Annotated in this window: 22 protein-coding genes; 10 read left to right on the top strand and 12 right to left on the bottom strand. The window is 67.0% G+C overall.

What is annotated here, in order from left to right; genetic code table 11:
- The first annotated feature begins 66 nt into the window (after window positions 1-66).
- From A5702_RS23150 to A5702_RS23175, 6 genes are read left to right on the top strand one after another with little or no spacing between them, the layout of a single operon-like run.
- A complete protein-coding gene (locus A5702_RS23150; protein ID WP_068224107.1) occupies window positions 67-1,305 on the top strand; it encodes a CaiB/BaiF CoA-transferase family protein in 1,239 nt (412 codons plus the stop codon).
- Window positions 1,306-1,310: 5 nt separating this feature from the next.
- Window positions 1,311-2,504, top strand: coding sequence for a CoA transferase (locus tag A5702_RS23155; RefSeq protein WP_255378691.1), 1,194 nt, complete (start codon window positions 1,311-1,313; stop codon window positions 2,502-2,504).
- Window positions 2,501-2,950 (top strand): VOC family protein, encoded by a 450-nt coding sequence (locus A5702_RS23160; RefSeq protein WP_068224110.1) that lies wholly within the window; start codon window positions 2,501-2,503, stop codon window positions 2,948-2,950. The genes A5702_RS23155 and A5702_RS23160 overlap by 4 nt, the downstream gene beginning before the upstream one ends.
- Window positions 2,951-3,002: 52 nt before the next feature.
- Window positions 3,003-4,196, top strand: a complete 1,194-nt coding sequence (locus A5702_RS23165; RefSeq protein ID WP_082956175.1) for a cytochrome P450 — start codon at window positions 3,003-3,005, stop codon at window positions 4,194-4,196.
- A gap of 2 nt (window positions 4,197-4,198) precedes the next feature.
- Entirely contained in the window at window positions 4,199-5,242 is a 1,044-nt protein-coding gene (locus A5702_RS23170) for an acyl-CoA dehydrogenase family protein (protein WP_068224113.1), read from the top strand.
- Between the two features lie 2 nt (window positions 5,243-5,244).
- A complete protein-coding gene (locus tag A5702_RS23175) occupies window positions 5,245-6,384 on the top strand; it encodes an acyl-CoA dehydrogenase family protein (protein WP_068224115.1) in 1,140 nt (379 codons plus the stop codon).
- A 10-nt stretch (window positions 6,385-6,394) separates the two neighbouring features.
- Here A5702_RS23175 and A5702_RS23180 read toward each other — a convergent pair whose 3' ends face one another.
- Window positions 6,395-6,613, bottom strand: coding sequence for a hypothetical protein (locus tag A5702_RS23180; RefSeq protein WP_068224118.1), 219 nt, complete (start codon window positions 6,611-6,613; stop codon window positions 6,395-6,397).
- Between the two features lie 117 nt (window positions 6,614-6,730).
- Here A5702_RS23180 and A5702_RS23185 point away from each other — a divergent pair, with 117 nt between their 5' ends.
- Window positions 6,731-8,026 (top strand): amidohydrolase family protein, encoded by a 1,296-nt coding sequence (locus tag A5702_RS23185; protein ID WP_068224121.1) that lies wholly within the window; start codon window positions 6,731-6,733, stop codon window positions 8,024-8,026.
- A 20-nt stretch (window positions 8,027-8,046) separates the two neighbouring features.
- Here A5702_RS23185 and A5702_RS23190 read toward each other — a convergent pair whose 3' ends face one another.
- Genes A5702_RS23190 through A5702_RS23215 form a run of 6 tightly spaced genes read right to left on the bottom strand, consistent with a single transcriptional unit; the run spans window position 8,047 to window position 13,832 of the window.
- On the bottom strand, window positions 8,047-9,543 hold the full coding sequence (locus tag A5702_RS23190) for an adenylate/guanylate cyclase domain-containing protein (RefSeq protein ID WP_082956176.1): 1,497 nt from the start codon (window positions 9,541-9,543) through the stop codon (window positions 8,047-8,049).
- On the bottom strand, window positions 9,540-10,487 hold the full coding sequence (locus tag A5702_RS23195; RefSeq protein WP_067816253.1) for an SMP-30/gluconolactonase/LRE family protein: 948 nt from the start codon (window positions 10,485-10,487) through the stop codon (window positions 9,540-9,542). The genes A5702_RS23190 and A5702_RS23195 overlap by 4 nt, the downstream gene beginning before the upstream one ends.
- On the bottom strand, window positions 10,484-11,020 hold the full coding sequence (locus tag A5702_RS23200) for a nuclear transport factor 2 family protein (protein ID WP_068224124.1): 537 nt from the start codon (window positions 11,018-11,020) through the stop codon (window positions 10,484-10,486). Before A5702_RS23200 ends, A5702_RS23195 begins: the two co-directional genes overlap by 4 nt.
- Before the next feature lie 5 nt (window positions 11,021-11,025).
- Window positions 11,026-11,841, bottom strand: coding sequence for an SDR family NAD(P)-dependent oxidoreductase (locus A5702_RS23205; protein ID WP_067816247.1), 816 nt, complete (start codon window positions 11,839-11,841; stop codon window positions 11,026-11,028).
- Window positions 11,842-12,639 carry an enoyl-CoA hydratase/isomerase family protein gene (locus A5702_RS23210; RefSeq protein ID WP_068224127.1) on the bottom strand — a complete coding sequence of 266 codons (798 nt, stop codon included), beginning with the start codon at window positions 12,637-12,639 and terminating at the stop codon, window positions 11,842-11,844. It abuts the gene before it with no gap.
- Window positions 12,636-13,832 carry a cytochrome P450 gene (locus A5702_RS23215; RefSeq protein ID WP_068224172.1) on the bottom strand — a complete coding sequence of 399 codons (1,197 nt, stop codon included), beginning with the start codon at window positions 13,830-13,832 and terminating at the stop codon, window positions 12,636-12,638. Before A5702_RS23215 ends, A5702_RS23210 begins: the two co-directional genes overlap by 4 nt.
- A gap of 101 nt (window positions 13,833-13,933) precedes the next feature.
- Here A5702_RS23215 and A5702_RS23220 point away from each other — a divergent pair, with 101 nt between their 5' ends.
- Together A5702_RS23220 and A5702_RS23225 are read left to right on the top strand one after the other, a co-directional pair.
- Window positions 13,934-14,746, top strand: coding sequence for an enoyl-CoA hydratase-related protein (locus A5702_RS23220; RefSeq protein ID WP_068224129.1), 813 nt, complete (start codon window positions 13,934-13,936; stop codon window positions 14,744-14,746).
- Between the two features lie 2 nt (window positions 14,747-14,748).
- Window positions 14,749-15,951: an acyl-CoA dehydrogenase family protein gene (locus tag A5702_RS23225; protein ID WP_068224132.1), complete on the top strand. Its 1,203-nt coding sequence runs from the start codon at window positions 14,749-14,751 to the stop codon at window positions 15,949-15,951.
- A 2-nt stretch (window positions 15,952-15,953) separates the two neighbouring features.
- On the opposite strand, the gene A5702_RS23230 is transcribed toward A5702_RS23225, so the two are convergent.
- Genes A5702_RS23230 through A5702_RS23250 form a run of 5 tightly spaced genes read right to left on the bottom strand, consistent with a single transcriptional unit; the run spans window position 15,954 to window position 20,612 of the window.
- Window positions 15,954-16,706, bottom strand: coding sequence for an enoyl-CoA hydratase/isomerase family protein (locus tag A5702_RS23230; protein WP_231965167.1), 753 nt, complete (start codon window positions 16,704-16,706; stop codon window positions 15,954-15,956).
- A 2-nt stretch (window positions 16,707-16,708) separates the two neighbouring features.
- The gene (locus A5702_RS23235; RefSeq protein ID WP_082956177.1) at window positions 16,709-17,509 is read right to left on the bottom strand and encodes an enoyl-CoA hydratase/isomerase family protein; all 801 of its coding nucleotides are present in this window, start codon (window positions 17,507-17,509) and stop codon (window positions 16,709-16,711) included.
- A 6-nt stretch (window positions 17,510-17,515) separates the two neighbouring features.
- Window positions 17,516-18,367, bottom strand: coding sequence for an enoyl-CoA hydratase/isomerase family protein (locus tag A5702_RS23240; RefSeq protein ID WP_067816229.1), 852 nt, complete (start codon window positions 18,365-18,367; stop codon window positions 17,516-17,518).
- Complete coding sequence (locus A5702_RS23245) at window positions 18,364-18,597, bottom strand: lipoyl domain-containing protein (RefSeq protein WP_082956178.1); 234 nt, start codon at window positions 18,595-18,597, stop codon at window positions 18,364-18,366. The genes A5702_RS23240 and A5702_RS23245 overlap by 4 nt, the downstream gene beginning before the upstream one ends.
- A complete protein-coding gene (locus A5702_RS23250; RefSeq protein WP_068224135.1) occupies window positions 18,594-20,612 on the bottom strand; it encodes a thiamine pyrophosphate-dependent enzyme in 2,019 nt (672 codons plus the stop codon). The genes A5702_RS23245 and A5702_RS23250 overlap by 4 nt, the downstream gene beginning before the upstream one ends.
- A gap of 113 nt (window positions 20,613-20,725) precedes the next feature.
- Between A5702_RS23250 and A5702_RS23255 the strand changes: the two genes are divergently transcribed.
- Window positions 20,726-22,000, top strand: a complete 1,275-nt coding sequence (locus A5702_RS23255) for a serine hydrolase domain-containing protein (RefSeq protein WP_068224136.1) — start codon at window positions 20,726-20,728, stop codon at window positions 21,998-22,000.
- Window positions 22,001-22,018 lie beyond the last annotated feature (18 nt).

Consider the following 22,018-nt stretch of genomic DNA (forward strand, 5'->3'; position numbering starts at 1 on the left):
AGGGACCCTTCGGTTCGGAGCCATTCGTTCGCGTTGGCAGCAGAACAAATAATGTTCTATTGTTGCATGGTGACCGCTGGTTTGTCCCACCTTCGCGTGTGCGACCTGGGCGGTCAACTGGCCGGCGCCGGGGCGACGAAGATCCTCGCGGCGTTCGGCGCCGAGGTCATTCGCGTCGAAGATCCCGCAACGCGTGGGATGTGGGATGCGCTGCGCGGCGTCGGCCCGTTCGTCGATGAGCGCCGGGGCGTGAATCTGGGCGCCGGCTTCAACAACCACAACGTGGGCAAGCTCGGAGTGACCATCAACCTGCGTCTCGAGGCCGGCAAGGAGCTGCTGCGTGAGCTGATCGCCGTCTCCGACATCGTCTGCGAGAACTTCGCGGCCGGCGTGCTGGACAGGATGGGTTTCGGCTATGACGAGCTGCGCCGGATCAAGCCGGACATCATCTACGTCTCCAACTGCGGCTTCGGCCACAGCGGCCCGTACCGCGACTTCAAGACCTGGGGCCCGATCGTCCAGGCACTCAGCGGGCTGACCTTCACCGCCGGGCTGCCCGACCACGAGCCCGCGGGATGGGGCTACTCGTACATGGACCACATCGCCGCCTACTACATGACGGTCGCGATTCTGGCGGCCGTGCATCGGCGCGAACGCACCGGCGAGAGCGAGCACATCGACTTGGCCACGGTGCCGGCGGGTATCACGATGCTGCCCACCGAGGTGTTGGATTGGACCGTCAACAAGCGGCCCACGCGCCGGCCGGGGCTCCCGGACGGTAACCACGCCGACTTCGGTGAGATGGCCCCGCATGGGATCTACCCGTGCCAGGGGGAGGACCGGTGGATAGCCATCGCCTGCCGCGACGACCGCGACGTCGCGCTGCTGTCCAAAGTCATCGACGAACCGCGTTTGACGGACGACCGGTTCGCGACCCTGGAGCAGCGGTTGCTCGGCGCCGACGCAATCGACGAACTCGTCAGCGCGTGCACCCGGACCCGCGAAGCGGCCAGGCTGGCAAGCGAACTCGTTGCGGCCGGGGTTCCGGCGAGCGTCGTCAAGTCTCCCCGGGAGCGGATCGACGAAGACCCCGACCTGGCCGAGTGGGGACTCTTTCCGCCCGTGACGCACCCCGAGATCGGGACGGTGCGCGTCGAAGGGCTTCCCCTGCGAATGTCGGCCTCGCCGTGGGGCATTTCGCGCGCCGCGCCGTGCCTGGGCGAGCACAACCGGGACGTGCTGGGCGGGCTGCTCGGGCGCAGCGATCAGGAGTTGGACGAATTGACGAAGCAGGGTGTGATCTGAACGCGCTGAGCGGGCTCCGCGTCGTCGAGATCAGCGGCCAGTTCACCCCCGTCGGGGGGAGGCTGCTCGCCGAACTCGGCGCCGAGGTCGTCGTCGTCGAACCCCCCTCCGGATCCTCACATCGGTCGCGACCGCCGTTCGCGCACGACAACATTGGGCCGGATACCAGCCTGCGATGGTGGGGCGGCAACGTGGGCAAACGGTCGGTCGCCATCGATTCCGACGCCGCGCAGGGCGCCCGCGCACTGAGGCGGCTGATCGCCAGCGCCGACATCGTGATCTCCGGAGCCGGCCCCGTCGGCGATGCCCGGCATCCGTCGCTGATCTGGGTGGCGGTCACCCCCTACGGGCTCGACAGCGTGCGGGCCGACCAACCGGTCACCGACCTCACCATGCTCGCCGGCGGCGGTCCGGTCTGGAACTGCGGCTACGACAACCACTCATTGCCGCCAATTCGCGGCGCCGGAGAACAGTCGGCCAACATCGCCGGCCTGTTTTGCGCCATCGGAGCGCTGGTGGCCCTGGCGCACCGCGACCAGACCGGCGAGGGTCAGCTCGTCGACGTCAGCGTCAACGCCGCCTGCAACGTCAGCTCCGAACAGACGACCTACCACTGGTTGGTCAACAACGAGACATGCGTCCGGCAGACCGGTCGTCACGCGTACTTCACGCCGAGCCAGCCGACCCAGGTCCGATGCGCGGACGGCGCCTACGCCACCACCGGCGTGCTGCCTCGCAAGCCACCCGAATTCGCGAACCTGCTGAACTGGCTCGCGGACCTCGGCCTGGCCGACGACCTTCCCGAGGCGGTGTTCTTGGAAATGGCCGCCGCTCGCGACGAGCCGGTCGACATCGCGATGATCGGCGCCGACGACGAGACCACCGCGATACTGACGGCGGCCCGCGACGCAATCACCTTGATCGCTTCCCGGATGCCGGCCAACGAGTACTTCCTGGAAAGCCAGCGACGCGGATTCCCCGCCGGAGCGGTGCTGTCGCCCGACGAGGCCTTCGAGAACGAACACATCGCCGCCCGCGGATTTCATGTGCCGGTCGAGCACCCGGAACTGGGGGAGACCTTCCGCTATCCGGGCACGCCATACCTCTTCGGCGCCAATGCGGCAGGCGGCCCCGCACGGCCACCCCTGCTCGGGGAACACAACGCGCTGCTCGACGAACTCGCCGACGACACCGCATGAGCTCCGGTGACCGCCTCACCCATATCGGGCTGTGCGTCAGCGATCTCGAAAGGTCTGTCCAGTTCTATTGCCTGGCATTGGGATTCGACGAATGTGGTCGGCTGCGCGTCGATGGGCCCGAGACGGCGCGGCTGCTGGGTGTACCCGGGCTGGTGCTGGACCTCGTCTACCTGCAGCGCGACGGTTTTCGCCTCGAGTTGCTCAGTTATCCGGCGCCGGGCGTACGCGAGAAGCGCCGGCCGCGCCGGATGAACGCGGTGGGCTTCACGCACCTGTCGTTCCGCGTCGACGACCCGGACGCGTTCGTCGCAGGCATCGAGCGCATGGGTGGCCAAGCCCGACCGGAACGGACGGTGAATTTCGAGGGCGGCAATCGGGGACTGATGGCCACCGACCCCGACGGCAACTGGATCGAGTTGATCGAACGCACGCCGCAGAGCAACTGATCAATTAGTCACTCAGCGTCCGATTGTTCATCACGATGATAGAGTCGTGGCTGTGCCAGCGACCAGCGAGTTGATGTATTCGCCGTTCTCCAAGGCGATCTTCGACGATCCGTACCCGGTGTACCGGAGATTGCGCGACGAGGCGCCGGTCTACCGGGATCCCGAAAACCGCTGGTGGGTCCTGTCCAGGTTCGACGATGTGTCGCGGGCTCTGCGGGACTGGGAGACGTTCTCGTCCAAGAGTGGTCCGGCACCGGAGAACCCGGACAACGACGGACGCAAGTACTCGGTCATCTCGATGGACCCGCCTCGCCACGACCGCATTCGCGGGGTACTCAAGGGCTTCTTCACGCCAAAAGCGGTCGCCGCCATGGAGTCTGCCCTGCGGGCGGTGGTCCACACGCACCTGGGCCGGCTGCAACCGGGTACCACCGTCGACGCGATGGAGGCCTTCGCGTTCTCGGTGCCCACGGACGTGATCGGTGATCTGCTCGGCGTGCCGCACAGCGACCGTGCGCAGCTGCGCGTCTGGTGGGAGGCCTTCCTCACCCGGGAGGAAGGGCAGGTCGCGATGCCGGCCAAAGCCATCGAGGCCAACCGCCTGATCAGCCAGTACATCGGTGATCTGATCGAACGGCGCCGCACCGACCCGGGTGACGACCTGATCAGCGTCGTGCTGCAAGCCACGTTCGACGACCCCGAAGCCGGCGGCCACCGCTCCCTGACCGCGCACGAGGTGCTGATGTTCTGCAATCTCCTGTCCGCCGCCGGCTCGGAAACCACGCAGAAGCTGATCTCCAATGGCCTCGTCGCGCTCGCCGAGCACCCCGAGGAGTGGCAGCGCATCGTGAAGGACCGCAGCCTCATTCCCGCCGCGGTGAACGAGGCGCTGCGCTACGACACGCCGAGCCACTGGGTGGCCCGCACCCTGACCCGGCCGATCGATCGTCATGGCGTCACCATGGAAGCCGGCGACTGGGTGCTGCTGCTCCTGGGCAGCGCCAACCGCGACGAACGGCGCTATCACGATCCCGACCGCTTCATCATCGACCGGCCGCGCGGCACCGACGTGTATTTCGGGTGGGGAATCCACATCTGTCTCGGGCAATGGTTGGCGCGCCGGGAGGCGCAGCTGGTGTTCGAGTACATCGCCGACAGGTTCCCCGACTACGCCATCGGGGCTCGGGAACGCGTGCTTACCGCGACGGTGCGCGGATACACCAGCGTGGAGATGACCCTGCGCTGACCATGGAGATCGCCTTCACCGACGAGCAGCAACTGCTCCGCGACACCGCCGCGCAGCTGGGGGAGAGCGTGGGGGTTTCCAGCGCGGACGACATCCCGACCGGCGAGGCGCTCGACGCCCAGTGGCGCCGCCTGGTGGATCTCGGTGTGCCGACGTTGCGTTCGCCGCGCCTGTGCGGGCTCGAGGCGAGCGGCGTCGAAACCGTCATCGTGATCGAAGAACTCGCGAGAACCCTCAGCGCCGTTCCGGTGACGGGCCAGGCGGTGCTGGCCACCGAGCTCCTGGAGGCGGCCGGAGCCGAGAAGGAACTGGAGCTCATCGCGGAAGGCGGCCTTCGGCTGGCGCCGGTACTGGGCCCCGACCTGATGGGTTTCGGCTCGGCTCACCGACCTGGGGTGGCATTTGACGCCGCGGGCGCCACCCACGGACTACTGACCGCCCGCACCGACGGACAACGTCGGCTTGTGTGCGCACCACTGTGCGGCGCCGACCCTCGCGGACTGGACCTGACCCGTGAATTCCATTGTTTGCCAGCCGATTCGGTCGCATCGGGGGTGGTGACCGGCGAGGCCATCGATGACGAACGGTGGCGGCGGGTGGAGTCGTTGGCCATGACCGCCGTCGCCGCCGACCTGGTCGGCATCATGCAGGGTGCCCTGGACGACGCGGTCCGCTATGCGGGCGAGCGGGCTCAATTCGGCGTCAAGATCGGCTCGTTTCAGGCCGTGGGTCATCTGCTCGCCGATGCTCTGGTGCAAGTCGAAGGCGCCCGGAGTTGCCTCTGGCACGCCGCGTGGGCGATCGACCACGCGCCGGCCGACGAGGCGCGGCTGGCGGCGATGACGGCCAAGGCATACGCCTCGGCCGCGGGTCGGGAGGTGGTGGAAACCACGGTTCAGGTCTTCGGCGGCATCGCGATCACCTGGGAGCACGTTTCACACCTGCGGCTGCGTCGGGCGCTGTTGGACCGGCGGTTGTTCGGCGACGAGACGGTGCACTACGAGGCCATCGCCGCGCTGCGGCTGGCGAACCGGGAACTCGCCTAGCCATGGACTTCAACGACAGCGCACCCGAAGCGCAGTTCCGCGCCGAGCTCAGGCAGTGGCTGTCCGAGCACGCAGCCGACGCCGCGATTCCCGACGACCCGGCGGCGCGGGCTGACGCGCAAAACGCGTGGCACCAAACGCTTTACGAAGCCGGCTACATCGGGTTGTCCTTTCCCGTCGAGTATGGGGGGCATGGCAAGGCGCCGGTCTACGAGGCGATCCTCAACGACGAGCTCGGTCGGGCCGGCGCCGCGCCCATCGAGGGCGTCGGTCACCTCAGCAACGCGTTACGCCTGTTCGGGACCGACGAGCAGCGCGACACGATGCTGCCCGGGCTGTTGTCGGGCCGGGTGCGCTGGTGTCAAGGGTTCTCCGAACCCGAGGCCGGATCCGACCTCGCCGGCCTCAAGACCCGGGCCGATTTCCTCGACGCAGGCGGGCGTGAGATGTTTCGCGTCAACGGCCGCAAGATCTGGACGAGCTTCGGTGCGGTTGCCGACTGGTGCTTCCTGCTGTGCCGCACCGAGCCGGACGCACCGAAGCACGCCGGCATTTCCGTGTTGCTGGTGCCGATGTCGACGCCCGGCATCGAAGTGCGGCCCATCGTGAACGCCGCGCGCAACCGCGAGTTCACCGAGATCACGTTCGACAACGTCGATGTACCCGCGGGCAACCTGCTCGGCGGGCGCGGGGAGGGCTGGTCCATTGCCAACCAGCTGCTCGCCTACGAGCGCGGTCCCAGCGACATCAACTGGATCGGCCGGCTCAAGACGCAGCTACGTCGCCTCGAGGACGACGTTCGCGTCGGGTGGCTCGAAGACTCGCCGTCGGCCCGGGCCCGGCTCGGGCAGGCCTACGTGGAGCTGCGCGCGCTGCAGATCAAGGTTTTACGGTCGCTCACGGAGCGTCAAAACGGAAAGCTTCCCGGGCCCGAGGGGTCGGTCGACAAGCTGCTCATGACGCGTGCCGACCAGTTCTTCGCCCGGGCCATGATGGATCTGTCGGCCAGTGGCCCGCTGCTCACCGAAGGCCTGGAATGGGACATCTACGTGTGGTCGCGGGCCGCCGGCATCTATGGCGGAACGGCCCAGATCCAGCGCAACATCGTCGCCCAGCGGGTGCTCGGCTTGCCGCAAACCTGAGCGCGCCCACTCAGCCCTGCTGGTTGCCGGTCAGGTGCTTATAGGCCTCTTGGAGCCCCTTGAGTCGTCGCATCTGGGTCTCGTCCTTGCCGTCCGACGCGTCGAGTTTGGCAGTGACTTCGGCGATTTCGGCGGCGAGGCGTTCGGCCGCCTCGCCTTTGGTGAGCAGGTCCTGGTCCGCCCAATCGTCGTGTGGGATGCGCGACGGTGGGGTTTCGGGTTCTGTCATGGTCCTCCTCGATGCGCCCTGATCGTTTGAGCTCTGGCCAGGATCGGGGCTATAGTCAACTAGTCACAATTTGTTCACTTGTACCGTATCGCACGACTTCGAGAGACGACGCCCACAATGCCGCTGCAACCTTCGATGAAACTCCTGTCCGTCGACGACCACCTGATCGAGCCACCGCAGGTCTGGGCGGACAGGCTGCCGAAGAAATTCCTGGACGACGGTCCCCGCATCGTCGATTTTCCGCGCGAGGGTGCTCCGCCTGTGCAGCAGTGGGTTTACGAGGGCAGGCCGTATCCGAACATCGGACTGAATGCTGTCGCCGGTAAGTCACCGGAGGAGTTCGGCGTCGATCCGATCCGCTACGCCGACATGATCCCCGGGTGTTACGACCCGAAAGCCCGACTGGCGGACATGGACATCGACGGCGTGCACGCCATGCTGTGCTTTCCGTCCTTCCCGCGCTTCTGTGGCACCGTTTTCCTGGAAGGCGAGGACAAGGAACTCGCGCAGCTGTCCGTCCAGGCGTGGAACGACTTCTCACTCGACGAATGGTGCGCCACCGACCCGGCCCGGTTCATCCCGATGGCGATCACGCCGCTGTGGGACCAGGCGTTGATCGTCGCCGAGATCGAGCGGGTGGCGGCCAAAGGGGCGCGGGCGATCGGACTGCCGGATAACCCGACGAACCTGAAGCTGCCCAGCTACCACACCGCGTATTGGGAGCCGGTGTGGTCGGCGCTCGAAGAGACCAACCTGACCGCGGTGATGCATTTCGGCAGTGGCGGGTTCCCACCCCAGACCGCACCCGAGGCACCCTTCGCGGTGATGATCACCTTGATGGGCACCACGTCCATGGCCGCGGCGACCGAGCTCATCTTCTCGCCGGTGTTTCACAAGCACCCGAACCTCAAAGTCGCGTTCTCCGAGGGCGGCGTCGGCTGGATGCCGTACCTCGTCGAGCGCGCGGATTACGTCTGGCGCAAGCACAAGTTCTACCAGAACATCCACCCCACGGTGGCACCGTCGGAGTTGTTCCGGCGCAACATCTCTGGATGCTTCATCGAGGACGAGGTGGGAATGTCGATGCGCCACCAGATTGGAATCGACAACATCACCTGGGAATGCGACTATCCGCACTCCGACTCGTTCTGGCCCAAAAGTCGGGCGCGCGCCGAGGAGATGCTCGCGGACGTGCCCGACGAGGAGGCCGCCAAGATCGTCGAACTCAACACGCGGCGCTGGTACGCCTTCCCCGAGGACGGCTTCAAATCCTGTACCGCGGATGCCGGGTGGCGCCCTAACGGCGGTAACGCGCCCGATTACGACTACGACGAGGTCATGGCCGACCACGGCGGCGTCGGCCTCGAGGCCTTCATGAACAAGATGGAGGAGCAGAAGGCCCGTAAGGTCTGAGCAGCTTCAGGCCCTGAACGTCAGTCGACCGGGACGGCGATTTCGGTCGAATCGGCTCGGCCGCGTAGCACTTTGGAATCGACGACTCGCCACCGCCGTGACTCCTCCTGGCCGGCCATGACCAGTGCCGCGGCCGACGCGGCGACGCCGACCGAGAGCTTGGCGACCTCGGTGAGCCTTGCCGCCTCGTTGACCGGGTCGCCGATCACCGTGTATTCGTAACGGCCCGGGTGGCCGACGTTGCCGGCCACCGCCATGCCGGCCGACACTCCGATGCCGGCACTGATCGGTGCCCCTGGCGGATTCAGGAACCTGTTGAGTTCACGCGCCGTCGCCAGTGCATGCGAGGCCCTGTCATCGTCGTCGAGGGGAGCGCCGAAGACCGCCAGCGCCGCGTCCCCCTCGAACTTGTTGACAAAGCCTCGATTCGCTTCGACCGCGTTCACGACCATCGTGAAGAAGTCGTTGAGCGTCGCCAGCAACTCGGGTGGTTCCAGTGTGGTGGCCAGTCGTGTCGAGCCGACCAAATCCACGAACAGCACCGCCACGTCGCGGTTGGCTCCGCCCATCTCAATCTGGTCACCGGCGGCGGCCAGTTGCTCGGCCAACCGAGCCACGTCCTTGCCGACGTGGCGGCCGAACAGGTCGCGGAGCCGTTCTCGTTCACGCAGTCCGGTCGCCATCGTGTTGAAGCCCGCCTGTAACAGGCCCAGCTCGGAGGCGTCGAAAACGGCTACGGACACGTCGAATTCGCCGCGCTGCACCCGTTGCATGCCGTCCCTGACCTCGTCGATGGGATCGGCGATGGATGACGCGTTGAATGCGGCGACCACCAGGCCACAGGCCATTGTGCAGCCCCCAAGGACGAGGACAACCAGCGCCAGCCGATGCGCCGAGTACTCGACGAAGAGGGCGCTTGCGGCGACGAGCATGACCATCAGCGCCGGAACGCCCGTTCCGATCACCCAGGCGCTCACCGCGCGCAGCCGCAGACCGGGCCCCCGCGGCCGTGTCGGCGGGTCTTCGGTGAGCAGCCTGGCCGCAACCGGCCGCAGCGCAATCCTGCACATCCAATAGGACATTGCGGTTGTCACGATGGCTCCGAGCAGAATCGACACTCCGAGGGTTGCGGCCAGCCAGGGTGTATCGAAATTCGTGAGCACGAAAACGACGGCCGCCGCCGACCATACGGTTCCATGGATCACGGCCATCCTCATCGGGATGGCCAGGACGACGCGGCGCGCGGTGGCATCGCTTGCCCCCGCCGGCAGGCTCAACAAGATGTATCCACATAGTCCGGCCAGCGGCAGGGCAATGCCCGAATAGCAAAGCCCTGCGACGATATTGACCAACATCACGTGGTGTTCGCGGAGCGCCGCACCGGTCGGCAGAGCCCAGGCGGTCAGTGCTGCGATCAGGGCGGAGCCAATGGCAGTCGGGACGATCGCCGCCGATATCACCAGTGATCTGCCGGTGGGAGCGAACGGCGAACGCAGCCGGCGCCGGACCAGCTTCACGGCGACGCCTGCGCGGCGCCCACGTGTTCGCGCCAGTTCTCCACCATGACCAGTCGTCCCGACGAGGCGAGCGTCATGAACAACGTCTCGCCATCGCGGCTTAGTGCGACGTTGGTCGTCATCGGGTCGTCGGCGGAGATCGTGCCCAAGAGTTCGCCGGTCGGGGAGATGACGGTGAGACCGCCGGTCCCGAGTGTCGCGACCAGGATCCTGCCGGCCGCGTCCACGCAGAGGCCATCGGCGCCTCCGATATTCAGCGGACCACCGCTGGGCACCGTTGCCAGACCGCGCGCCCGGGACACCGCGCCGGGCCCGTCGAGCGTGAATTCCCAGATCCGGCGCGTGCGCGTCTCGGCCACGTAGAGCAACGTCCCATCCGGCGACAGGGCCACCCCGTTGGGCATCTCTAGTGGGTAGACGATCTCGCGCAGCATGCCGTCGACGGTGCCGTAGAGCAGCCCCGTCATGCTGCGATTGCGGTCGCGTGTGGCTCCGCCGTCGGTGACATAGAAGCCCCCGTCGCCGTCAACGCAGATGTCGCTGGGCCGCATCAGCGGCACCGTGCTGCCGGAGCGCGTGACGAATTCGGTGAACAGGGTGCTGACCTGACCACCGGCTTCGACCAGTTGCAGCGCGGGAAGGACGGGGTGGTCGGGCGGCCCCACCGGCCGGAAAAGTGTTGCGCAGCCGGCGAAGTCGTACGGCCACGGGCCGAGGCCGAAAGTAGAACCGCCGTTCTGGCAGACCACCAGCCGACCGTCCGGAAGCCGCGCCACCCCGTTGGGGCCGCCGCCGGTTTCGGCCACCGTCTCGGTGACGCCGTCCGGGCGGACGCGGGTGATCCTGCCGGCCGCCATCTCCGAGACCACGACGGAACCGTCGTCGTAGACGACCGGGCTTTCGGGGAAGGACAGCCCCTCGGCTAAGCGGCGGTGGGCGCTCACGGCCGCGTTTCCCCGTCGGCTTTGCTCTGCCACCAAGCCGTGAAGACCGGATCGGTCAGCGGCAGGTCACCGACGCCGGTCTGCTTTCGTGGCCAGGATGCGGCTTCTTGTGTCAGGGGCGACGACCGGCGGCTCACGCCGTAGAACAGGCGATGCCTCCGGTGCAGGAAAAGCCAACGCCCGCAGTGTCGCTCGTAGCGGTCTTCGTACTTGATGAGCTGTTCGACAAACCCCTCGGCGTGGGTCTGCGCAAAGCACTGGGCCCAGACCTGCCCGTGAGCGCGGTCGTCGGCGTCCAGCTCGACGAGGTGGTTAGCGACAAGGATGACCGCGAACACGCTCGCGTCGATGCTGGCCGACATCAGCCGGTGGAGCGCCTCGCGACCTTCACCGTGCTCGCCGAACCGGGCGTGCGGGACGAACAATTCGGCCATCGCACCGACGTCCCGCGTCTCGATCGCGGCGGCGTAACGGTAGGGCAGTTGACGAATCTCTTCTTTCGCCAACAGGTCCCGGACTTCGGCGTCGTGCATCGGGACTAGGGCACCGGGGTTGGCGGGCCGAGTATGTAGCGCCCCGATTGCGGATCGTGATACCAGCCGCCGGCCGCCGATGTGCCGCCATCGACGTGCAGCGTCTGCCCGGTCACGTAGGCGCTGAGGTCGCTAGCGAGGAATATTGCGGCGCCGGCCATTTCGTCGACGTGGCCGGCCCGACCCATCGGCACCATGAGTTTGGCGTTCTCCACGCCGTTCGGTGCCATCTTCTCCAGGCTTTCGGTGAGCGTGAAGTCGGGTGCGAGCCCATTGACGCGGATATTGTGGGGCGCCAGTTCCAGGGCCGCGGTCTTGGTGAAGTTGACCACGCCCGCTTTGGCCGCGGCGTAGGCGGCAAACCCGGGCGCGGCGCGTACCGCCTCGATGGTGCTGATGTTGATGACGCTGCCGCCTCGTCCCGCCTCGACCAAGGCCCGCGCTACGCGCTGCGTACAGAGCAGGACCTGGGTCAGATTGATCCGGATCAGGGCATCCCAGCCGTTGGGGGAGGTGTCCAGCAGGCCGGACCAGAAGACCCCGCCGGCATTGTTGACGAGGATGGTCGGAACCCCCAGCGCGTCGACGGTGGTGGTTAGGGCCGCATCGACCTGCTCGGCGTCGCGTACGTCGGCGACGCACGCGAGGCCGCCGATGCGCGCGGCCACCGCCGCCGCACTCTGCTGGTCCCTTTCCCAGATCGCCACTCGCGCGCCGAATTCGGTGAAGGCCGCGGCGATGGCGCTCCCGATCCCGCCGCCCCCGCCAGTGACGACGGCGACCCGGCCGTCCAGGGACGCGGCGTTCCGATGCAGCGTCATTCAGCGTCCACGAAAGTCCGGGTCGCGTCGCTCGGTGAAGGCCGCCATGCCCTCCGCGACGTCGTCGGTCGCCGCGACCTGCTCCACCAACAGCGCCTCGGTGTGGAACGCGGCTTCGCGGTCGAGGTCGAACGCCTGATTCAGCATCGCCTTGGCCGCCGCCAGCGCCCGGGTCGGCCCGCGGGCGAGCCGTTGGGCCCACGCGGCCGTCTCGGCCTCCAGGTCGTCGGCGGCGACGACCTTGTTGACCAGGCCGATGCGTTCGGCCTCCGCAGCGGACAGCTCCTCGCCGAAGAACAGCAGCTGCTTTGCGACGTTGAACGGGACCTTGCGCGCCAGCAGATAGGCGGCCCCCCCGTCCGGCGCGAGCCCGCGCCGGACGAAAAGCTCGATGATGCGGGCACTTTCGGAGGCCACGATTAGGTCGCAGGCCAGCACCATGCTGGCGCCCACCCCGGCGGCGATCCCGTTGAGCGCACACAACACCGGCTTTTCGCAGTCCAGCAACGCGGACACCACCGCCTGGGACCCGGTGCGCAGGATGCGGGCGGCGTCGCCCGCGACCCGGTCTTTCTTGGGCTGCATTCCGGGATCCCGAAGATTCGGCCCCGTACAGAAATGCTTGTCACCGCGGCCGGTGAGCACCACCGCCCTGACGCCCGCGTCGTCGGACGCGGAACGCAGGTTTTCGATGAGGGCCTGCTGCACCGCCCGCGTCACCGAATTGCCGGTCTCGGGGCGGTCCAAGACCAACCAGAGCACCGCGCCTTCGGTGCGGACGGCGAGGTCGGGTGTCACAGCCGCATCGGCACGCTGGCGGGGCCGCGCACGGAATTGGTGTGCACGTACGTCACGGCATCACGGTCGACGTCCCAGGTCGGGAAACGCTTGAGAGTCTCCTCGAGCGCAACCCGGGCCTCCAGGCGGGCCAGTGCCGCGCCCAGGCAGAAGTGCGAGCCGTGGCCGAAGCTGATGTGGCGGATCCCCGTGCGCTCGACGTCGAGGACGTCGGGATTCTCATATTGGCGTTCGTCGCGGCCCGCCGAGCCGGTCAGCAGGGCAACGCGCGAGCCCGCCGGGATGAGCGTGCCGTGGTAGGTGACGTCGCGTTTCGTGTAGCGGCCCTGCACGGGCGACGGGGCGTCGTAGCGCAGCAGTTCCTCGACGGCGTTGCCGATGAGGTCCGGGCGGTCGACCAGCTTGGCCCGCTGGTCGGGATACTGTGCCAGCGTCAGCGCGGCCCATCCCAGCAGACGCGCAACGGTCTCATTGCCGGCGACGTTGATCATCGCGATGAACATCAACACTTCGCCATCGTCCAGGCGACGGGTCTCGCGGCCCGCCTGGACCAGGTCGGAGGTCATCAGGTTGCCGACGATGTCGTCGGTCGGTGCGGCCCGCCGTCGCTGAATCTGATCGGCGTAGTAGCCCAGCAGTTTCGCGTTGGCTTGCTGGCCCTCCTCATTCAGCTCGGTCGTGCCCTCGTCACGGTGGAGCTGGGCATCCGACCACTCGCGCAGGTTGTCGTGGTCTTCCTCGGGGAAACCCAGCAGCGAGCTGATCACCATCACCGGGAGCTTCATTGAGAAGTCGCGCACGTAGTCAAAGCCCTCGGTGCCGACGAACGCATCCAGGTAGGCGCAGCACAGTGAGCGTACCCGGTCCTCGAGCTGGGCGATCTGGGTGCGGAAGAAGGTGCGATTGACCATCTTTCGCAGTGCGGTGTGGTCGGGCGGATCCATCATGATCATCGCCCGGGGCGGCGGCCAGGGCTCGTCGGTGATCGCGTCGAGGGTGATCCCGTGCGACGAGGAAAACGTCTCGGTATCCAGCGACGCTTCCATCACGTCGGCGAACCGGCTCAAAGCGTAGAAGCCGTACTGGTCGTTGTAGTAAGTTGGCGCTTCGTCGCGCAGCCGTTTCCAGACCCCGTACGGATTCTGGTGCAACGCGCGGTCGAACGGATCCCAACGTAACTCGATCGTCGTCATCGGCATCGTCCCTCCGCCAAAGAACACTAATACATTATCTGTATAGTTGCACCATGCTGACGGCGCGGTGATCGTCTGCCCGGTGTTGAGGAGGACGAACGATGGAAACGCGAGAACTCGAGCACGTGATTTACCAGAAGGACGGCCCGATCGCGCGGATCATCCTCAACAACCCGGACGCCGCCAATGCCCAGAGCTCGGAGATGGTCCATAGTGTCAACGACGCGCTTGACGACGCGCAGTACGACTATGACATCAAGGTCGTCATCATTAAGGCCAACGGCAAGGGGTTCTGCTCCGGTCACATCCCCACCGGCGCGTATCCGGAGTTCATGGCCGAACTGCAAGCGTCCGGAAAGGTGTGGCGCTCCGCCGCGCAGTTGTTCCTGTGGCCGGTGCTGAAGTTGTGGGAATTCCCGAAGCCGGTGATCGCCCAGGTGCACGGGTACGCGATCGGCGGGGGCACGACCTGGGCGCTGATCCCCGAGATCACTGTCTGCTCCGAGGACGCGTGGTTTCAGATGCCTCTGGTGCCGGGGTTCGGTCTGCCGGGCGCCGAGACCATGTTCGAACCGTGGGTTTTCATGAACTACAAGCGGGCCGCCGAATACCTCTACACCGCGCAGCGATTGAGCGCGGCGGAAGCGCTCGAGTTCGGTCTCGTGAACCGGGTGGTCCCGGCCGATGAGCTCGAGGCTACCGTCGAGGAACTGGCCGCACAGATCGCGAAGGCGCCGCTGATCACGTTGCAGGCCGTCAAGTCCGGCGTCATCCGCGCGTGGGAGACCATGGGGTTCCGCACCCACCAACAGGCGACCAACGACCTGCAAGCAATGGTGACTGGCAGCAAGGAGTTCCAGGAGTTCATGGCGGAGCTGATGAAGAAGGGCTCCAAACCCACCGAGCGCATATAGCCATGCCTTTGAAACCGATCATCCGCTTCGGTGGTGATGAGAGCACCGAGTCACTGCGGGCCTTGATCCGCGAGTGGCTGGCAGCCAACCTCCCGGACGAATTCCGCCGCACCGCCGCGAATCCCGACTACCTCCCGCGCGACGCTCACGAGCGTGCGGTCGCGTTCTGCAAGGCGCTGCACGAGCAGGGATGGTTCGTGCCGCATTGGCCCGCCGAGTACGAAGGTGGCGGACGCGGGATCGTTGAACAGGTGGTCATCCGTGAGGAACTCGCTTATGCGGGCGCGCCGCTGGTGAACACCAACGGCGTCAACATGTTGGCGCCGGTGCTATTCAAATACGGCACGCCCGAACAAAAAGCGGAGCATCTGCCGGCCATTGCGCGCTCGGAACGCATGTGGGCACAAGGTTATTCGGAGCCAGAGGCCGGCTCGGACCTGGCGTCGCTGCGCATGACGGCCCGGCGAGACGGCGACGACTACGTCCTGGACGGGCAGAAGACCTGGACGAGCAATGGCGTGCTGGCCGACTGGATCTTCGTCCTGGCCCGCACCTCGCCCGTGGCGGACAAGCGCCAGGCCGGCATCTCGTTCTTCCTCGTGGACCTGGAAAGTCCGGGCATCACGCGCCGGCCCATCCGATCCATGACCGGCTATCCGACGTTCGCCGAGGAATTCTTCGACGGTGTGCGCGTGCCCGCCGCCAACCTCGTCGGGGCGGAGGGCGAGGGCTGGACGGTCGGGAAGGCGCTGCTGGACGCCGAGCGGTCGAATATCACCAGGGCTGCCCAGGCGCAACGCTATCTTGATGAGCTCATCGACTGGTGTCACGCGCAGAAAGGTTCCGCGCACGACCCCCTTTCCGATCCCGCCAACCGCATCGCATTGGCCCGCGCCGTCGAACGCGTCGAGGTGGGCCGCGCCATCTCGTATCGGGTAGCGCACGAACAGGCTGCCGGCGCGCTGGATCCCGCGCTGCCGTCACTGTCGAAGCTGTATCACTCCGAATTGACCGCCGAGCTACGCGGACTCGGGGCCCAAATCCTGGGTCCGGCAGGCGAACTCATGCCCGATGACCCTGACGCCGTACTCGACGGGCACTTCTCCGAAGGCCTCTTGCTGTCCCTGCTTCACAGGATTGGCGGTGGCACCAGCGAGATCCAGCGCGACTTGATCTCGACTGTCGGTTTGGGCATGCCGCGCTGACGTCAGGAGTAGGCGGCTCGTCCTTCGGCGGCCGCCGAACGTTGTTGCGCCACGGTCGCCATCGCCAGCTCGAGCGGATGAAACGCGGCGAGCTGAGCCGCCTCGGCCGAATTGATCAGCCGCTTGGTCATTTCGATCGCGCCCGCGTCGGCCTGAGAAAGTTCGTCAGCGATCGACAGCGCGCGGCTGACGGCGGATCCGGGTTCAACGATCTCGGTCACCAGCCCAAGCTGTTCGGCCTGGGTGGCCGGCAGTCGTGTTCCCCGTAGCAGTAACGAAGCGGCGCGGTTGCGGCCCAGCTGCTGGGTTAAGCGCCAGGCCAATCCGCCGTCGGGCACCACCGCTCGCGCGACGAACGGGGCGGCAAAAAATGCATCGGAAGCACATACGACTAGGTCGCAAGACAGCGCCAGGCTCCAGCCGAGGCCAACGGCGGCGCCCTCGACGGCTGCGATGGTCGGTACGGGAACCGCCTTGAGTTGCTCCATTACCCGTTGGGCGTGTTCGACGCGGGCCGCCGGCCCCAGCGGACCGCTGCCGCGTGCCGGCCCGGTCTTCAAATCTCCTCCGGCGCTGAAAAAGTCGCCCGCGCCGGCCAGGACTACGCCGCGATCGCCATACGCGACAACCCCGCCGAGCGCGATCGACAGCTCGGTCCAGGATTCGTAACACAGGGCGTTGCGTTGGTGTGGCCGGTTAAGGAAAAGGACGGCGATGCCGTCTTGTTCTTCGCGGCGAATCAGCGGATCGCTCACAGTCACCCTCGGCCGAGAAACTTGTCGATGGCGGCGCGATGCTCGGGGGTGGTGAAACACTCAGTCTCTGCGGAGATCCCGTATTCGAGGATGCCGGTGATCGCCCGCTGGGCGTGCAGGTTCAACGTCCGCTTCGTGTCCTGCACGGCCCGTGGTGGCAACGCGGCCAGCCGGTGTGCAATCGACAGCCCCTCCTGCTTGATCTCCGCGTGCGGCACGACCCGGTTGGCCAAGCCCAACTCGACCGCCTTGTCGGCCTTGATGCGTTCGCCGAGCATCAGGTACTCCTTGGCCTTCAACAGGCTCATCAGCAACGGCCACAGCACCGACCCGCCATCGCCGGCCACCAGCCCGCTCGCGACATGGGTGTCGGCGAAGAACGCCCGGTCGGACATCAGGACGATGTCGCACAACACCGCGATGCTGCACCCGAAACCGACCGCGGGCCCGTTGACGGCGGCGACCACGGGCAGCGGGAAGTCGATCATGTCGCGCACGATGCGCCGGGCGTCCCGCATCCCGGCGCGGCGTGTCACCGGGTTGTTCACGTGAGTTTCCAACCACTCCACCAGGTTTCCACCGGCGGAGAAGTAGTCGCCCGTTCCGGTGATGAGCACCGCGCGCGCTTCGGGATCCTCAGCGAGATCCGCCCATAGTCTGGTGAATGCGGTGTGCATTCTGTTGTTGACCGCGTTGGCGTCGTCAGGGTTGTTCAGCGTCACGATCCGGACGGGACCGTCGGCGGCCACGAGGATCTCCTCGCACCCGGTCAACTCCGACGTGCCCTGCGGTAGCTCGGTCATGGGCGGTCAGCCATCCTCGCGCGGCGCCAGCCACGCCGATCGTCTGGTCTGAACGAACGCGTCGCGGTCATGGCTGACCGCCCAATCCGGCGATCGCTTCTGCAGGAACGCCGTAAAGGCCTCGATTTGTTCGGCGGTTCCGATCGACGACCAGTAACCGGTCACGTCGACGGGCGGCAGCGCGCGTGCCATCTCGCGTTTGACGGCCGCGCGGGCGACGGGGCCAGTCTTTCGGACTCGCTCGAGCAACGCATCGACCTGAGACCCCAGGCTGTCGTGCGCCACGACATTGCCGACCAGCCCGAGACGCTCAGCCTCGGCCGCATCGATCCAATCATTGCCGTAGATCAGGTGATTGGCCCTCAGCGTGCCCAGTCGTTGCGGCAGGCGGGCGGCGACGAACGCCTCGTACACGCCGCGGGTCAGGTCGGGGACCCGGAACCGGGCACGGTCGGACGCGACGACGAGGTCGGCAAACAACGTCATCACCAAGCCGCCACCCATGGCGATGCCGTTGACGGCGCAGACGACGAGTTTCGGTATCTTACCGAGCGTTTCGAATGGCGTGCCGTCGTAGGACTCGGTGAACGCATCCCAGGTGCGATCCGGATTCTCCACGGCGTTCATATCGCCGCCCGCGCAGAAGACATCGCCGGTCCCGGTGATCACCAGGAAGTTCAGGTCCGGTTCGTCGGCGACGATCATCGCGGCCCGTTTGATCCCGTGATAGCCGTCGGCGGTGACGGCGTTCTTCTTCTCCGGCCGGTTGATGGTGACGGTCAGGGTGTCGCCGTCGATGCGCCCGTCGAGCTCGGCGGCACCGAGGTCGACGTCGACGGAAGCCGGTAGCGCGCTCACCGCGCCTCGATCACGGCGAGCAGTTCGCCGACGTCGTAGGTCGTCCCGGCGCTGACCTTCCAGGTGACGATGCCACTGGCCGGCGCTTCGATGTCCATCTCGACCTTGTCGGTGGCGATCTGGTAGAGGGGATCCCCCTCGGAGACGTGGGCGCCGTCCGCGACGTAGATCTCGGTGACCTCCGCTTCGGTGATCGCGTCGCCCGGTTTCGGCATCCGCACCTGGATCACACGATCCTCCTGATGGCTTCGACGAGGCGTGCGGCGTCGGGGCGGCAGGCGGCTTCCAGCGTCGCCGCCCGCGGCACGGGCGTGTACGTTCCGGCCACGCGCTGAATGGGGCTGGCCAGCACACCGAAGAGCTCCGTCCCGACGGCTGCGGCGATTTCGGCTCCCGGGCCGCAGAACCCGACGGATTCGTGGGCGACGACCAGGCGACGGGTTTTGCGGACGGATTCGAGGACGGTTCCCAGATCCAACGGCACCAGGGTGCGCAGGTCGACCACCTCCACCGAGATGCCCTCGGCGGCAAGCTGTTCGGCGGCGGCCAGGGCGGCATGTACGAGGCTGCCGTAGGTACAGATCGTGACGTCGGTGCCGGTCCGTTTGACGTCGGCCTGGCCGAGCGGGATCAGGTAGTCGGCGGTCGGCACGGGTCCCTTGCCGCCGCCGTAGAAGAGCTTCATCGACTCGATGAACAGGCAGGGATCGTCCTCCGCCAGGCAGGCGTTGAGGAGCCCGACGGCGTCGGCGGCGGTGCTGGGCCAGACGACCTTGATGCCCGGTGTGTGCATCGCCCACGCCTCGAACGCTTGCGAGTGCTGCGGGCCGGCCGCCGTGCCCACCATGGCGCGGATGACCATCGGTGCGCCCTGCCGGCCGCCGGACATGTACCGGATCTTCGCGGCGTGATTGGCGATCTGGTCCATGGCCACGCCCAGGAAGTCCACGAACATCAGCTCCGCAACCGGCCGCAGCCCGCCCAGCGCCGCACCCACGGCGGCGCCGATGATCGAGGACTCGGCGATCGGGGTGTCGCGCACTCGGCTGGCGCCGTACTTCGTCGACAACCCGGCGGTGATCTTGAACATGCCGCCGGACGGGTCGGCGATGTCCTCCCCGAGCAGCACGATCGAATCGTCGGCCGCCATCGCGCGGTCCAGCGTGCGGTGAATCGCCTGCACGAGGCCCAGGGTCTCCGTTTCACCCTCGGGAACCGCGGCCCGCTCCGTCGCGGGTGCCGCGATCTCGACGCCGTGCCCCGCGAACACGTCGCGTGTCAGTTCATCGGCATCGGGGGGGTCGGCGTCGCGGGCGGCGGCGAAGGCCGCGTCGATCTCGGCAACTAGTTGCGAATCGATGCGGTCCAGATCGGCCTCATTGGCCAGACCGTCGTCGATGAGCCGCCGCCGATACCGCGCAAAGGGCGGGTCGGCGCGCTTGGCGGCCAGTTCGTCCGGGTCGGCATAGGGCATCTGGTCGCCGAAGTAGTGCCCCTGCAGGCGGTAGGCGACGGCTTCGACGAACGACGGACCGTCACCGGAACGAGCCCGCTCGGCCGCCTCGGCCACGGCCTCATACACCGCATGTGGGTCCGTGCCGTCGACCGTGATGCCGGGCATCGCGTAGCCCGCGGCACGGTCGGACAATCTCGCCGTGCGGGTGTAGCCGGCCACCGGCGTGCATTCGGCCCACGCGTTGTTCTGGCAGAAAAACACCACCGGCAGTGCCCACAGGGCCGCCATGTTCATCGCCTCGTGGACGTAGCCGATGCTGGTCGCCCCGTCGCCGAAGCTCACCAGCACCACGCGGGCACTGCCCTTGATGGCCTCCGCCAGTGCGATCCCGTTCGCGATCAAGGGGCCGGCACCCACGATGCCGGTGGTCCAGGCGATGCCGTGGTCGGGGTCGTAGATGCCCATGGCGCCGGCCTTGCCCTTCGACAGACCGGTGCCGCGGCCCAGGATTTCGGCGAAGTAGCCGGGCAGGTCGATGCCCTTGGCCACCACGTCGCCGAGGCCGCGATAGGTCGTCACGAGTTGGTCGGTGCTTGACAGGGCGAGCGCGGCCCCGGCGGACATCGCTTCCTGGCCGTCCACCGGCCAGTAGCTCATCGCGATTTCGCCGGAAGACAGCCCTTTTCGGACGCGCTGGTCGCTGTGGTGCACCTTGCTCATGAGTCGATACAAGTCGACGGCACGGTCGCTGCTCAGGGCCCGGGTTCCGGTGTCTACCTGCGTGGCCATCACCCCTCCTTCGCATGCGGACTCCGCCGACGAGCATACAATACAATATGACGATATCTGTTCAGTCGTCCGATGGGCGACTCGCTTGACTATCGAGGGGAACTCCAACTGCCATGCCCGAGCGACCAGCCCTGCAAGCCGGTGACGGTCTGCCCGCCCATGTCCACGGTGCCGCCGACCCCCGATTTGCCTGCGCGGTAAGAACGTTTGCCAAGCTGTTTCCCGGCCCACGCTATGGCGGTGGGGCGTTGTCCGTGTATGTCGATGGGGAACCCGTCGTCGACGTGTGGACCGGCTGGTCCGATCGCAAGGGGCGGCTGCCCTGGTCCGCGGACACCGGCGCGATGGTCTTCTCCGCCGGCAAGGGGGTGGCATCGACGGTGTTGCACCGGCTCGTCGACCGTGGGTTGCTGTCGTACGACGCCCCGATCGCGCAGTACTGGCCCGAGTTCGGCGCCAACGGTAAGTCCGACATCACGGTGCGCGACATGATGCGGCACACGACGGGCCTGTCCCGGCTCGGGACCATTACCACCGAGCAGTTGCTCGATCACCGGTTCATGGAAGAGCGGCTCGCCGCGGCGCCGGTCGATCGCCTCGCCGGGCGCGCGGCGTATCACGCGTTCACCTTCGGCTGGTTGGCATCCGGGTTGGCCCGCGCGATCACCGGCAAGGGCATGCGGGAGCTGTTCCGCACGGAGATCGCGGGACCCCTGGACACGGACGGTATCCACCTGGGGCGGCCGCCCGCCGACGGGCCCACGAAGGCGGCGCAGACGATGTTCCCGCAACGGTTCTCGGGCGGGGCGGTGCTGGGCCGGCTGATCTCGCTGATGGCCAGATTGCCGGTTCCGGGCCCGCTCGGCGCGACCTACGTACCCGGCATCACCTCGCTGGTGCAGGGCGACATGCCGCTGCTGGACAGCGAGATTCCCGCCGTGAACGCGGTGGTGACCGCGCGGGGGCTGGCCAAAATGTACGGAGCGCTCACCAACGGGGGAAATATCGATGGGCAGCGGTTCCTCTCAGAGGAATTGGTCGCGTCGCTCACGGGCAGGCGCAGCTTGCGGCCGGACCTGAACGTCTTCTTCCCAATGTCCTTTCACCTGGGCTACCACGGGTCACCAGTGCCGGGCCTACTGCGGGGTTTCGGGCATGCCGGTCTGGGCGGGACCATCGGCTGGGCCGACCCGATCACCAGGAGCTCATTCGGCTTCGTGCACAACCGCCTGCTGACGCCGATGATCGCCGACCAACTCATCTTCGTGCCGTTGCTGGTACCGCTGCAGCGTGCCGTCAACCAGGCACACGGCAGTGGGCTCGTCACCGTGCCCCGCTTCGGTGCACGACCCTCCGACGAGGCGCGCACCGAAACCGCCGGCCGCTAACCCGACAACCTCTGGGGG

The sequence above is a fragment of the Mycobacterium sp. E3339 genome, from assembly GCF_001666915.1.
In the GTDB taxonomy this organism is placed as follows: Bacteria; Actinomycetota; Actinomycetes; order Mycobacteriales; family Mycobacteriaceae; genus Mycobacterium.